Source organism: Streptomyces sp. NPDC001443 (assembly GCF_053597355.1).
The window spans coordinates 19,131-31,911 of record NZ_JBSFIA010000067.1; the positions used below are offsets into that span (position 1 = coordinate 19,131).

Sequence of the window (12,781 nt, forward strand, 5' to 3'; positions counted from 1 at the left end):
CGGGGCCTGGGTGGGTCGACTTGACCCCGCAGTGAATGATCTTGGCCTATTTATGACTCGAACTTGAGTTCCTTTTGTGGAGAAGGATCATTCGGCTTTGTCCTGGCTTGGAACAATCCTCGAACGGATGACGGGAGTCGGGCGAGGCCCGGCGGACGGGGGTCGAAGGCGCCCGCGGGGCGGTCGGCGCCGCCACTCACCGCTTCCGCCGTCCCCACCCGACTCCGTCCCGTCACCAGGAGCTTCCCCTCATGGCCATGAACGCCCGCCGCACCAGACAACTGCTGGAGACCTCGGCCCCCTTGCTGCTCCCGGGCGAGCAGGTCGAACTCACCAGCCTCGCTTCCGTCGGCACGGTCTCGGTGCGCAAGCAGGCACTCACCGCGATCGTGGTCGGAGTGCTCACCCTGGGCATGGTGATGGCGACGGTCCGCCCGCGTGCGGTCTACGTCGTCCTGACGAACCAGCGGATCCTGTTCTTCGACGCCAACCGGGGCGGCAAGCCGGGCAAGCTGCTGATGAACATGACCCGCGCGTACGTCACCGCGACCGCGGCCGAGAAGACCTTCCTCGGCCTGAAGGTGGCCACCCGTCTGACCGTCCATGGCCAGGAGGGCGCGCTCAAGGTCGAATTCCCGGTCCAGACCCGCGCCGACGGCCACGTCTTCGCCGGGGCGCTGCCGGTCACACGCTGAACCGCTCCGGGGCCACTCCCGGAACCGGTTCCGGCCGCCGCCCGGGGGCCGCTCCTCGTACCCCGGGCCGACGGCGGGACCATCCGCCCCGTGGGGATACTGGGGGCGTGGGACTCCTCGTCTTCATGACCCTGCCGGGGCTGGTCATGCTGCTGACCGCGCTGGCCTTCGTCGACCAGTTCCTGCTGCGCGCGGGCCGGGCCGGGCTGCTGCCCTGGCGCAACGTGGGACGTCAGGGCCAGATCTCGGCGACCGGGTTCGAGCAGCTGCACGCGAGTCTCTCGCCGGGCAAGCAGACCGAGCTGAAGGAGCGGCAGTCGGCCCTGCTGCTGCGCGACGACGAAGAGGACGGGGCGCCGCCGAACCGGACGACGGTGGATCTCGACGGGGGAACCGCGATCGTCCGGCTGCCCCAGGGCGCCTGACCTGGGCCTTCTCGACGGCCGACGGCCGACCGCCGACCGCCGATCGCCGACGCCGATGGCCGACGGTCCGGTTCGGTGTCCGGCATGACCTCGGTCACCTGGTACGACCCGCCGTGGTCCGCCTCGCCTCCCGGTGCGCGGGAGATCAGGAACAGACCCGGGCCACGAGGGCGGGGAGTGCCTGTCCCAGCGGGAGATCGACGCGCTCCGCGGCCCAGCGGTCTCCGCGGGTCGGGCCCTGATTGACGATGAGGACGGGGATCCCGCACCGGTCGGCCTGACGCACGAAGCGCAGCCCCGACATGACGGTCAGGGAGGAGCCGAGCACCAGGAGGGCCGCGGCCCGCGCGACGAGACGCCCGCACGCCTCGACCCGCTCGGGCGGCACGTTCTCGCCGAAGAAGACGACATCGGGTTTGAGCACCCCGGTGCCACAGGCCGCACACGCCACCACCCGGAACGCGCGGACCGCCTCCTCCGGCAGTTCCACGTCGCCGTCCGGATTGACGCGCGCGGCACGATGGTCCTCGGTGGCCTCCTCGAACCGCGGATTCGCCTCCCGCAGCCGGTGGTCCAGCTCCGTGCGGGCGCTGAGGTGACCGCAGTCCAGACAGACCACGCGGCTCAGGCCTCCGTGCAGCTCGATGACGTCGGCCGCCCCGGCCGACCGCTGCAGCCCGTCGACGTTCTGTGTGATCACACCGGTGAGCAGGCCCGCCTCGCCCAGCGCGGTGACGGCCCGGTGGCCGGCGTTCGGGCGGGCTCTCGTCATGGCCCGCCATCCCAGCTGGCTGCGCGCCCAGTAGCGGCGCCGCGCGGGTTCGCCGCCGACGAACTCCTGGTACGTCATGGGAGTGTGCCGACGCAGTGAGCCGTGCTTCCCGCGGTAGTCGGGGATGCCGGAGTCGGTGGACAGCCCCGCCCCGCTCAGCACCGTGACCCCGCCCGCTCGCACGGTCTCGACGACACCGCTCAGGTCGGTCGACGCCGGAGGCAGACCGCCGGTGGGCTCCCAGGCCAGAGTGGGTCGCGTCCGCATGGCGTCCAGCTTACGCACCCGGCGCCGGGCGACCCCGTTCCCCGGGCGTCGGCGTCGGCGTCGGCGTCGGCGTGGTCCGACCGGCGGGTGGCCGGGCCGTGCGGGGGACCGTCCCTCGCCCCTGGTGTCCGCCCGCCCACGACGGTTTCCGGCCACCCGCGGGTCCTGACTGGTCTACACCCTTGACTGGTACAGACCAAAGCGGTTGAGTGTGGCCCCACACCCCCCACCACAGCCGCCCGGACTCTGCGACGTCGGCCTTCTGTCGGCGTACGCGCACGGCTCCGCCCTGCCTCCGGTGCGGCCTTGTTCCGCAAAGGACTGATCCTGTGTCACACCGCCGTGCCGCCTCGCTCCTGGCCGCGATTCTGATCGGCGCCTCCGCGCCGACGCTGCTGCCGGCCGCGAGCGCTTCCGCCGCATCCTGTTCGAGCTACCCGGACTGGGTGGCGGGCAGGTCGTACGTCACCGGCAACATCGTCCGGTACACCGACGGCAAGGCTTACATCGCCGAGCACGACAACCCGGGTTACGACCCGGTCATCAGCACCTGGTACTGGGAGCCGTACGGCTGCGACAGCGGCTCGACGAACCCCTCCGGCGGGTCCTGTTCGAGCTACCCGGACTGGGTGGCGGGCAGGTCGTACGTCACCGGCAACATCGTCCGGTACACCGACGGCAAGGCTTACATCGCCGAGCACGACAACCCGGGTTACGACCCGGTCATCAGCACCTGGTACTGGGAGCCGTACGCCTGCGACGGCGGCTCGACCAACCCCTCCGACGGATTCGTCGTGAGCGAGGCGCAGTTCAACCAGATGTTCCCGAACCGGAACTCCTTCTACACCTACAACGGCCTCAAGGCCGCGATGAGTTCGTTCCCCGCCTTCGCCAAGACCGGCAGCGACACCGTCAGGAAGCAGGAAGCCGCCGCGTTCCTCGCCAACGTCAACCACGAGACCGGCGGCCTGGTCTACGTGGTGGAGCAGAACACCGCCAACTACTCGCACTACTGCGACTGGAGCCAGCCCTACGGCTGCCCGGCCGGCCAGTCGGCCTACTACGGGCGCGGCCCGATCCAGCTCAGCTGGAACTTCAACTACAAGGCCGCGGGCGACGCGCTCGGCATCGACCTGCTCGGCAACCCCAACCTCGTCCAGACGGACGCCGCCGTGGCCTGGAAGACCGGACTCTGGTACTGGAACACCCAGTCGGGTCCCGGCACCATGACCCCGCACAACGCGATGGTCAACAGCGCGGGCTTCGGGCAGACCATCCGCAGCATCAACGGCTCGCTGGAGTGCGACGGCCGCAACCCCGCGCAGGTGCAGAGCCGGGTGGACGCCTACCAGCGCTTCACCTCGATCCTCGGCGTCACGCCCGGAGCCAACCTCTCCTGCTGAACGGCCCGACGCCGCCACGGCCGGTGCCGCACCCGGACAGGTCTCCCGCGGCCTGTCCCGGGAGCGGCGCCGGTCCCTGGAAGGCGTCCCGCCCTGACGGCTCACCGACCCGGCGACTCCTCGCGTGCGGCGCACAGGGCGTGGTCGACGAGGTCGGTGAGCTCCCGGATCTGGCGTACGGCCGTGTCCTCGTCGCCGGGCCGGCTGTGCAGGGAGACGGTGACGGCGCCGCGTCCGTCGGAGGCGGGCCACACCATGCAGCCGAATCCGTTGCCGCCGTGTCCCCGGTAGCCGCCGCCGCAGGACAGCGGGGTCCGGTCGAGCCCGAGGCCGTCGCGCGTGCCGGCCGGTGTGCCGGCGTCGGCGGGCACCTCGACGGTGCGCTGCATCTCGGCCCGTCCACGCAGCGATCGGCCCACTGAGCACTGCCCATAGGCTGAACCCCATGTCAGTGATCCGACTTCTCGTGCTCGGTGCGGTCCGCCAACACGGGCGGGCGCACGGGTACCAGGTGCGCAACGACCTGGAGTACTGGGGTGCGCACGAATGGTCCAACGCCCAGCCCGGGTCGATCTACCATGCGCTGAAGCAGATGGCGAAGCAGGGGCTGCTGCACGCGCACGAGGTCGCGCCGTCGACCGCGGGCGGCCCGCCGCGCACCGAGTACGAGATCACCGGCGAGGGCACCGAGGAATACTTCCGGCTGCTCCGGGAGTCGCTCACCGCCTACGACCAGAAGCCCGACGTCCTGTCCGCGGGACTCGGCTTCATGGTCGACCTGAGCCGTGCGGAGGTGCTCGAGCTCCTGCGGGAGCGGGTCAGGGCCATCGAGGCCTGGCGCGAGACCGTCACGACCTCCTACACGCCCGGCGGCGACCCCGGACAGTTCGGCCACATCGGCGAGCTCATGAACATGTGGGTGCACAGCGCCGACTCCGGCGCCGAGTGGACCCGTGGGCTCATCGACCGCATCCAGGGCGGCGCCTACGTCTTCGCGGGCGAGGGCGAGCCGTTCGTCGGTGTCCTCGCCGAGGGCGAGGAGAACCCGTACGCGACCGGGGTCCGGCACCCGCGGGACGATCACTGATCAAGTTTGACTAGAGGCTCGATCCGAGTTACCTTCGGCGGCCCCAGGTAGTCAAGTTTGATTAGTGAGGAGTCCCGGTGGCCGACGCTGCGATCAGCATCGAAGGACTACGCAAGCGATACGGCGGTCGCGGAACCGGCACCGCGAAGAACGCCCTCGACGGACTCGACCTGGCGGTTCCGTGCGCCTCGGTGCACGCGCTGCTGGGTCCGAACGGGGCGGGCAAGACGACCCTGGTCCGCATCCTGGCCACCCTGCTGCGGCCCGACGCGGGCCGGGTCGAAGTGGCCGGTCACGACGTCGTCACCGAGCCCCGTGCCGTTCGGCGCGACATCGGTCTGCTCGGCCAGCACGCGGCCCTCGACGAGGAACTCGGCGGCCGGCAGAACCTGGAGATGTTCGGCCGGCTGCACCACCTCGGCGCCCGCCGGGCCAGGGCGCGCGCCGACGAACTCCTGGCGCGCTTCGGACTCGCCGAGGCGGGCCGCAAGCCGGTCAAGGCCTACAGCGGCGGCATGCGTCGCCGCCTGGACCTCGCCGCGTCCCTGATCACCGAGCCGAAAGTGCTCTTCCTGGACGAGCCCACCACCGGCCTCGACCCGCGCGGCCGCGCCGAGGTGTGGGGTTCCGTCCGGTCCCTGGTCGGCGGCGGCACCACGGTCCTGCTGACCACCCAGTACCTGGAGGAGGCAGATCAGCTCGCCGACCGCATCTCCGTCGTCGACGCCGGCCGGGTGATCGCCGACGGCACCGCCGACGAGCTGAAGGCGGCGACCGGCGGCGACCGCATCGACGTGGTGCTCCGCGACGCCGGGCGGCTGGAGGCGGCCGTCGCCCGGCTGCCCCTGACCGGGGTGAGCGTCGACGCCGACCGGCGGCTGCTCAGCGCTCCGGTCACCGACCGCATGGCCGCCCTCACCGCGGTGGTGGGGGCCCTTCAGGCGGCCGGCATCGAGGCGGAGGACGTCACCGTGCGCCGACCGACGCTCGACGAGGTCTTCCTCCACCTCACCGACACCGCGCAGAACCTGAAGGAAGAGGCCACGGCATGACCGCGTACGTACTCGGCGACTCCTGGACGATGACCCGCCGCGAGCTGGCCCGCTGGGCCCGGCAGCCGGCCACCGTCGTCGTCAACGTGGCCTTCCCCGTGATGCTGCTGCTGATGTTCGGCTACCTGGTCGGCGGCGGCAGGGGCGTGGAAGGCGCGTACGTCGACTACCTGGTCCCCGGAATGCTCGCGCTCACCATGGCCTTCGGCCTGGAAGGCACGATGATCGCCGTCACCCAGGACATGGACAAGGGCGTCATCGACCGCTTCCGGTCGTTGCCGATGACCGACGGAGCGGTTCTGGTCGGCCGCTCGGCCGCCGACATGCTCCAGTCGACGCTGAGCCTGGTGCTGCTCGGCGGTGTCGGGTACGCCCTCGGCTGGCGGCCCCACGGCGGCCCCGAAAGCCTTCTCGCCGCGGCCGCCCTCCTGCTCCTGTTCCGGTTCGCGATGCTCTGGATCGGCATCCACCTGGCCCTCGTGGCCGGGAAACCCGAGATGGTGCAGGCGGTACAGATCCTCGTCTGGCCGGTCGGCTTCCTGTCCAACGCCTTCGCCGGTCCGGACTCCATGCCCGACTGGCTCGGCACCTTCGTCCAGTGGAACCCGCTGTCCCAGACCGCCACGGCGGTGCGCGACCTGTTCGGCGGCCCGGGCGGCGAGGCCGGACACGTAGGGGCGGCCGTCCTGTGGCCACTGGCGCTGCTCGCGGTGTTCCTCCCCCTGGCCGTGACCCGGTTCGCCCGGCCGCGCGGCTGACGACAGGCTTCAGAAGGCGCCCGGGGCGTCCACGTCCACCCAACGGCACTGCTCCGCCTCCCACTTCTCCTGGTACACGACGCTCTTGCGCAGCCGGGCACGCTGATCGGCGTCGAGCGCCGCCAGGGCGGGATGCCTCGGCAGCCGGGCGCAGTGTGCGCGGTACGGGTCGCGGAGGCGGGGCCAGAACCTGAACACGAACCAGGCCGTGGGTATGCACATCATCAGCCAGAGGACCGGGAGGAAGAGGACGGCGAACAGGGTCTCCAGCACTCCGTGCGGCGCGAACTCCGCGCGCAGGAAGATGATCTGAACGGCGTAGAACAGGGTGAGGACCAGCATGGTCAGGGTGGCGATCTCCTTGAGGCGGTCCCTGTGGCGGTGGGACCAGCCGGGCACCTTGGCGTCCTGACCGTGCAGATAGGCCGTCCGGGCCCGACTCGGTTCGAGGTCGTGGACGAGCCTGCGCAGGGGTGCGCTGCCGCTGTGCCGGTCGAGGGCGTCCAGGAGGGCGGCGGGCAGCGGGTGCTCCGGCCGGGGACGGCCCTCGACCGGAGCACCCGAGACGGTGACCACCCCGTCGAGGTCGACGTGTGCCGTGCCGGACGTGATCAGCACGGCGGCCGCGGCCTCGTCGACGTCCTCCGGGTAGCCCGCCGTGGCCACGGCGTGGTACGGGTCGATGTTCAGTGCGGCGAGGCGCGCGGCGGCCCTGCGGTCGCCGCGGGCACGCAGGGCCCACGCGATGCCGAGTGCGACGTAGACGGCTACGGCGATCGCCAACGCCAGGCCCGCCAAGGTGGGTTGGGCCATGAAGCCGATCGTGACACCGGGATGCGGCAGCGGCCAGGTCCTCGCCCCCGCATTCCTTTCCCGGTCATGTCGAGACCGTCGACCGGATTGCCGGTGCGCCAGAGCCGACATGCTGGGCCGCCCCGTCCGGCAGACGGACCGAGCAGGTCACCTCGGCGACCACCGCGGGTCACGGCCGAGGACCAGTAGCAGCCGGTCCTCGGCGCTCTCCCGCCCGCTCAGGGCGAGCGCCGGTCGGAACGCCGCACCGGGGCGCTCCCGCGCGGGCCCCTCGGGCACCTCCGTGCGGGCCACCTCCGCCGCGGCGTCCAGGAGATCCGCGTCGTACGCCGCCGGGATCCCGAGCGACGCGGCCACGTCCCAGCCGTGCACCACGTAGTCGAGGAAGTGGAAGCTGATCGCGCGGGCGCCGGGGAAGCGCGCCTTCGGGTGGATCTCCGGCAGCCAGAACTCTCGCTGCGGCACGCCGTCGACGGCGAACGCGGTCAGGACCGCTTCGACGGCCTCGGCGTAGGCGCGCCCGGGGTTCTCGAGCGGCTTCTCCTCCCACACCGACGCGTCGGAGGTCTCGCCGCCGGCGGCCGCGGCGAACCCCAGATGCTGCGCCGTCATATGGGCCAGCAGCCGGCGCAGCGTCCAGCCCGCGCAGGGCGTCGGGACGTCCCACCGGTCGCCCCGTACCTCCGCGACGATCTCCGCGCTGCGCAGCACCGCGCGGCGGTCGAGGTCACGGACGCTCTCCTGGATGGTCATCGTCAGCCTTCTTTCCTGCAATGTCGCACATGTCGCACATCTCGAAGTAGCGGGGCGCGATGTTCGCCTCGCTCTGGAGGGTCAGCCGGCGGTCGGCAGCGTCGTGTCGACGGCGTCGGCCGGGTGCGTCGCGTCGACGGCATCCGGTACCGCCTCCTCCCGGCGGGCCAGCGTGCGCTCGCCCCAGCGCACGGCCGGCACCATGGCCAGGCCCGCCGCCACGAAGAGGGCGCCGAGCAGGATCCAGCCGGGCGCGCCCCAGTAGACGAGCAGTCCGGTCAGCGCGAGCGGGCCCACGATCTCGGCCACCGTCAGCCCCGACCCGAAGAACGCCTGGTACTGGCCGTGCTTGCCGTCCGGGGCGAGCCCGAAGCCGATCTCCCAACTGCCGGCCGCCGACAGCATCTCGCCCACCGTCTGCACCCCCGCGGCGGCGACCAGCAGCAGCACCGCCGACCAGGCGGAGCCGCCGCTGCCGGAGAAGGCGAAGACGACACAGCCCGCGCCGAGCAGCAGCGCGCCGCGCACCACGTACCGTGCCGCGCTCGACAGGTCGGTCACCCCGCGCGCCACCCGCACCTGGAGGACCACCACGGCGAGCGTGTTGAGCATGAACATCACCGACAGCACCCACTTCGGAGCCTCGGTGTGTCCGACGATCCACAGCGGCAGCGCCACGTCGATCAGCGGCATGTGCAGCACGAGCACCAGGTTGAGCAGGCTGACGGCGACATAGGGCCGGTCCCGGAACACCGACTTCGTCCGCTCGCCCGCCGCGGGCGCCGGGGTGGGGGTGACCGGCGGCACCCGCCGGAGCACCAGGGCCCCCACGGCGAACGCCACCGAGTTGAGCGCGAACGCCGCGAGATACGCCCCGCGCGTGTCGAACAGCAGCACCACGCCGCCGAGCGCGGCACCCAGGGAGAGCCCGGCGTTGTAGCCGGCCTGGAGGACGGCGCGGACCTTGGTGAGGTCCTCCTTGGGTACCACCCCGGCCAGCAGCGCCTGCTGGGCCGCGGAGCCGGCGCGCTGCCCCACCGCGTACAGGCACGCGGCGAGCACGAACGGCGGGAAGGAGCGCACGAACAGGTACGAGCCGACGGCCACCGCCGCGCACAGGAGGAAGAACACCGCCGTCCCGCGCGCCCCGCGCCGGTCGGTGACATGCCCCAGCGGCACGCCCAGGGTCAGCGCCACCGTCCAGGCGATGGTCAGCCCGAGACCGAGCCGGGCCGCGGACAGGCCGACGACCTGGGTGAAGAACAGGGCCGCCGTCACGTAGTACGCGCCGTCACCGGTCCTGCTGATCAGTTGGGCCAGGGCGAGCGTACGTGCCGGTCCGGCCGGAGGAGCCAAGCTCCGCTCGTTCATGTGACTCCTCGCACGGGCCCGCCGGGGGACCGAGTCCGTCTCGGTCGACGTCGCGCCGTGAGCCAAACACGCATGCGCCGACGCCCCCAATGCTTTTAGCCCCTGCTAAACCGACACCGGAGATCCGCCCCTCGGCGGTACGGCCGGCCGGTCCCGCGGGCTCCGCTCAGGCCGAGAGGCGACGGTTGCCGGGCGCCACGGCACCCCGTACGAGTGCCTCGCCCGTCTCGGTGAGCGAGTGGATGACGCGTCGGCCCTCGCGCCGGCTGGTCACCAGGTCGCACTCGCGCAGCACGGCGACGTGCTGGCTGATGGCGCCGGGAGTGACGTCGATGTCCGCGGCGAGGTCGCCGGTGGAGGCGGGCACCAGCAGGGCTTCGAGCACCGCGGAGCGGACGCCGCCGAGCAGCGCGGCCAGCGGGCTCGGCCGGTCCGGGGCGCAGCGGCTCCACAACTCCTCGACGCCCGGCCGGGGATAGACGATCATCGACTGCTGCGGCGGTGTCATGGTCAGCACCTCCGGCCCGCAGAACACGCTCGGTACGAGCACGATGCCCCGGCCGCCCAGGTCCTCCTGGTAGTCGTAGGCGCTGCGCACGGTGAGCTTCTCGTCCCGCCAGGTGATCCGGGAGTGCAGCGAGGAGAGCACGGGGGCCGCCCCGGAGCTCTCGATCACCTGCATGCGGGAACGGATGTCGGACTGGAGGGCGCCCTGGAGCCGCCGCCAGTGCGGCTCCAGCGTGAGCCGCCAGTACGTGTGGAGCTGCTCGGCGATCCGGGCGATGGCCGGTTCCGGCCGAGCCAGCATCTGACGGTGCAGGGGCGCCGCCTCCTGCCGCCAGGCCGGAGGTGTGCCGGGGTCCGCCGCCATCCAGGACACCTCGGCGACGAAGTGCTCGCTCGGGGTCGAGCGCACCATCTCCAGCTCTTCGGTGATCTTGCGCGGACCCGGGCCGTCCGGCGGCGGGGTGAGGAAGTCCGGGACATAACCGGTGGGCGGGATCAACGCGCGTAGCGACAGCAGGTCGACGGTTCCGAGCTTCGCGCGGACGTCGTCGGCCCACGGCTGGTGCCGCTTTCTGCGTTCCGCCGAGGCCAGCATCCGAATGCTGTAGACCGTCTCGCCCAGCGGGGAGAGCGAGAACCTCACCCTCGCCATGTCGTCCACGGTCGCCGAGAAGCGGATCACTGTCTCCCCCATCCCCGTCGGTGTCCCTCCGGTCGGCGGCGGAGAGACACACAGGCACCATAAATCCCTGTCCCGACAGTCGCAGCTCCCGCATGGCGCGATTTCAACCGGGCGACACCCCGCCGAAGTACGCATTTCCGGACCGGCTCGAACGACACCCGTCTCGGGCCGTCGGCCACAGTTGGCCGAATCCATGAAGGTCGGCCGGGCGGGCCGGGACCGCCCGCCGGCCCGGGCGGCGGGCGCGCCGCCTCCGTCAAAGACTGGGGAAGGTTCGGTTCCGTAAGTCTTGACGGCCCATGGGTTCGGCCCAACAATCGCCTCTGCATTGACAGTTCGACATTGCGATTTCCCTGCCCCGCGCTCTTCCGCAATGGTTCGACATTTCGACCATTGAAACAGGTTCGGCATTTCGATCGAACGCCGTCCGGTATTTCGAACGTAAGGCACCCGCATCCCCCCACCGGAAAAAGAAGAGGTCAACCGTGTTATCAAGATTGAGAACCGCGACTCTGGCAGCGCTGTCGGCGCTCGTCACCGTCCTCGCCCTCGCCGTCGGCCTGCCCCAGGCACAGGCCGCGAGCTCGCTGCCCTGTGACATCTACGCCGCCGCGGGCACCCCGTGCGTCGCCGCGCACAGCCTCGTCAGGGCGCTCTACTCCTCGTACAACGGCTCGCTCTACCAGGTGCAGAGGGCCTCCGACAGCGCCACCGCCAACATCGGCCTGCTGGCCGCGGGCGGCTATGCCAACGCGGCGGCCCAGGACTCCTTCTGTTCCGGCACCACCTGCATCATCACCCAGATCTACGACCAGTCGTCGCGCCACAACGACCTCACGGTCGAAGGGGCCGGCGGGGCCGGCGCGGCCGATGTCGGCGCGCCCGCGGACGCGCTGCCGGTGACCGTCGGCGGCCACCAGGTCTACGGTCTGGAGATCTCGGCCGGCATGGGCTACCGGGACAACTCCACCTCGGGTGTCGCCGTCAACGGGCAGGCCGAGGGGATGTACATGGTGACCTCCGGAACTCATGTGAACGGCAGTTGCTGCTTCGACTACGGCAACGCCGAGACGAACAACAAGGACACCGGCAACGGCCACATGGACGCGATCAACTTCGGCACCGAGTGCTGGTTCTCGCCCTGCTACGGCCAGGGCCCGTGGGTGCAGGCCGACCTGGAGAACGGCCTGTTCCAGTCCGACTCCGGCTACAGCAAGAACACGTCCAATACCGGGACAGGGCCGCTGCCGTTTGTGACCGCGTTACTGAAGAACAACGGACAGAACCATTTCGCGCTGAAATACGGCAATGCGCAATCCGGCGCCCTGACCACGACCTATTCCGGCGCGGAGCCCACCACCAGCGGATACTCGCCCATGCACCAGGAGGGCGCGATCGTCCTCGGCACCGGCGGTGACAACAGCAACGGCTCCATCGGATCCTTCTTCGAAGGGGTCATGACCTCCGGCATCCCGACGGACGCGGCGGACGACGCCGTGCAGGCCGACATCGTCTCCGTCGGCTACGGCGGTGCGACCGGCAGCACCGGCTCGCTGACCCCGGGCTCGGAGATCTCGCTGCGCGCCACCACCTCGTGCTGCACGACCGACTACATCCGCCACCAGAACAACGCGGCGGTCGTCTCCTCGGTCACCTCCAGCAGTTCGGCACTCGACAAGAGCGACGCGACCTGGATAGTCCGCCGGGGTCTGGCCGGCAGCTCCTGCGTCTCCTTCGAGTCGCGCAACTACCCAGGAGACTTCCTGCGGCACTCCAACTTCCGGCTCTACCGCCAACCCATGGACGGCACGGCCCAGTTCAGAGCCGACGCGACGTTCTGTCCGACGACCGGCAAGAGCGGCACGGGCAGCTCCCTCGCGTCGTACAACTACCCGACCCGATTCATCCGGCACTACAACCTCAGCGTCTACATCGCGAGCAACGGCGGCTCGAACGCCTGGGACAGCGCCACCTCCTGGACGGACGACGTGAGCTGGGCGGTCGGCCAGCCCTGGGCGCCGTAGCCCCGCAGTCAAGGACGCCGGATACGACAAGGCCGCCGCTTCGTGTGAGGCGGCGGTCGGTGTCGTGTGGTGCCTGTTGTGGGCGGGGTGTGTCCGGCGCTGGTGGGTTTAGTACCAGTGGTGGGTCTGCCAGAAGTCCCAGGCCTGGGCGGGGCTGCCGTAGCGGGAGTTC

General features: G+C 71.0%; 13 protein-coding genes. 7 read left to right on the top strand and 6 right to left on the bottom strand.

Annotated features, from left to right (window positions below):
* Positions 1-251 precede the first annotated feature (251 nt).
* Both ACWC24_RS39630 and ACWC24_RS39635 read left to right on the top strand, forming a co-directional pair.
* A complete protein-coding gene (locus tag ACWC24_RS39630; protein ID WP_450667766.1) occupies positions 252-695 on the top strand; it encodes a hypothetical protein in 444 nt (147 codons plus the stop codon).
* A 107-nt stretch (positions 696-802) separates the two neighbouring features.
* Entirely contained in the window at positions 803-1,120 is a 318-nt protein-coding gene (locus tag ACWC24_RS39635) for a DUF6191 domain-containing protein (protein ID WP_450667767.1), read from the top strand.
* Between the two features lie 145 nt (positions 1,121-1,265).
* Here the strand turns inward: ACWC24_RS39635 and ACWC24_RS39640 are convergent, their stop codons facing one another.
* Positions 1,266-2,159, bottom strand: a complete 894-nt coding sequence (locus tag ACWC24_RS39640) for an NAD-dependent protein deacetylase (RefSeq protein WP_450667768.1) — start codon at positions 2,157-2,159, stop codon at positions 1,266-1,268.
* 542 nt (positions 2,160-2,701) lie between these two features.
* Between ACWC24_RS39640 and ACWC24_RS39645 the strand changes: the two genes are divergently transcribed.
* Positions 2,702-3,562, top strand: a complete 861-nt coding sequence (locus ACWC24_RS39645; protein ID WP_450667779.1) for a glycoside hydrolase family 19 protein — start codon at positions 2,702-2,704, stop codon at positions 3,560-3,562.
* Positions 3,563-3,663: 101 nt separating this feature from the next.
* On the opposite strand, the gene ACWC24_RS39650 is transcribed toward ACWC24_RS39645, so the two are convergent.
* Positions 3,664-3,951: a hypothetical protein gene (locus tag ACWC24_RS39650; RefSeq protein WP_450667769.1), complete on the bottom strand. Its 288-nt coding sequence runs from the start codon at positions 3,949-3,951 to the stop codon at positions 3,664-3,666.
* Positions 3,952-4,007: 56 nt separating this feature from the next.
* On the opposite strand from ACWC24_RS39650, the gene ACWC24_RS39655 reads away from it, so the two are divergent.
* The 3 genes from ACWC24_RS39655 (at position 4,008) to ACWC24_RS39665 (ending at position 6,459) form a co-directional block, all read left to right on the top strand.
* The gene (locus ACWC24_RS39655) at positions 4,008-4,649 is read left to right on the top strand and encodes a PadR family transcriptional regulator (protein WP_450667770.1); all 642 of its coding nucleotides are present in this window, start codon (positions 4,008-4,010) and stop codon (positions 4,647-4,649) included.
* Between the two features lie 77 nt (positions 4,650-4,726).
* Positions 4,727-5,701, top strand: coding sequence for an ATP-binding cassette domain-containing protein (locus ACWC24_RS39660; protein ID WP_450667771.1), 975 nt, complete (start codon positions 4,727-4,729; stop codon positions 5,699-5,701).
* Complete coding sequence (locus ACWC24_RS39665) at positions 5,698-6,459, top strand: ABC transporter permease (RefSeq protein WP_450667772.1); 762 nt, start codon at positions 5,698-5,700, stop codon at positions 6,457-6,459. The genes ACWC24_RS39660 and ACWC24_RS39665 overlap by 4 nt, the downstream gene beginning before the upstream one ends.
* A gap of 9 nt (positions 6,460-6,468) precedes the next feature.
* On the opposite strand, the gene ACWC24_RS39670 is transcribed toward ACWC24_RS39665, so the two are convergent.
* The 4 genes from ACWC24_RS39670 to ACWC24_RS39685 all read right to left on the bottom strand — a co-directional run bounded on the left by ACWC24_RS39670 (position 6,469) and on the right by ACWC24_RS39685 (position 10,597).
* On the bottom strand, positions 6,469-7,272 hold the full coding sequence (locus ACWC24_RS39670) for a hypothetical protein (RefSeq protein WP_450667773.1): 804 nt from the start codon (positions 7,270-7,272) through the stop codon (positions 6,469-6,471).
* A 147-nt stretch (positions 7,273-7,419) separates the two neighbouring features.
* Positions 7,420-8,025 (bottom strand): TIGR03086 family metal-binding protein, encoded by a 606-nt coding sequence (locus ACWC24_RS39675; protein ID WP_450667774.1) that lies wholly within the window; start codon positions 8,023-8,025, stop codon positions 7,420-7,422.
* 81 nt (positions 8,026-8,106) lie between these two features.
* The gene (locus tag ACWC24_RS39680) at positions 8,107-9,396 is read right to left on the bottom strand and encodes an MFS transporter (protein WP_450667775.1); all 1,290 of its coding nucleotides are present in this window, start codon (positions 9,394-9,396) and stop codon (positions 8,107-8,109) included.
* A gap of 166 nt (positions 9,397-9,562) precedes the next feature.
* The gene (locus ACWC24_RS39685) at positions 9,563-10,597 is read right to left on the bottom strand and encodes a DUF5937 family protein (RefSeq protein ID WP_450667776.1); all 1,035 of its coding nucleotides are present in this window, start codon (positions 10,595-10,597) and stop codon (positions 9,563-9,565) included.
* Positions 10,598-11,082: 485 nt separating this feature from the next.
* On the opposite strand from ACWC24_RS39685, the gene ACWC24_RS39690 reads away from it, so the two are divergent.
* Entirely contained in the window at positions 11,083-12,609 is a 1,527-nt protein-coding gene (locus ACWC24_RS39690; RefSeq protein ID WP_450667777.1) for an alpha-L-arabinofuranosidase B, read from the top strand.
* Positions 12,610-12,781: the final 172 nt, after the last annotated feature.

Bases quoted from the DNA above. Each gene is read 5' to 3' on its own strand.
- ACWC24_RS39630 (WP_450667766.1), top strand. From the start codon at position 252: ATGGCCATGAACGCCCGCCGCACCAGACAACTGCTGGAGACCTCGGCC.
- ACWC24_RS39640 (WP_450667768.1), bottom strand. From the start codon at position 2,159: ATGCGGACGCGACCCACTCTGGCCTGGGAGCCCACCGGCGGTCTGCCT.
- ACWC24_RS39650 (WP_450667769.1), bottom strand. From the start codon at position 3,951: ATGCAGCGCACCGTCGAGGTGCCCGCCGACGCCGGCACACCGGCCGGC.
- ACWC24_RS39655 (WP_450667770.1), top strand. From the start codon at position 4,008: ATGTCAGTGATCCGACTTCTCGTGCTCGGTGCGGTCCGCCAACACGGG.
- ACWC24_RS39665 (WP_450667772.1), top strand. From the start codon at position 5,698: ATGACCGCGTACGTACTCGGCGACTCCTGGACGATGACCCGCCGCGAG.
- ACWC24_RS39670 (WP_450667773.1), bottom strand. From the start codon at position 7,272: ATGGCCCAACCCACCTTGGCGGGCCTGGCGTTGGCGATCGCCGTAGCC.
- ACWC24_RS39675 (WP_450667774.1), bottom strand. From the start codon at position 8,025: ATGACCATCCAGGAGAGCGTCCGTGACCTCGACCGCCGCGCGGTGCTG.
- ACWC24_RS39680 (WP_450667775.1), bottom strand. From the start codon at position 9,396: ATGAACGAGCGGAGCTTGGCTCCTCCGGCCGGACCGGCACGTACGCTC.
- ACWC24_RS39685 (WP_450667776.1), bottom strand. From the start codon at position 10,597: ATGGGGGAGACAGTGATCCGCTTCTCGGCGACCGTGGACGACATGGCG.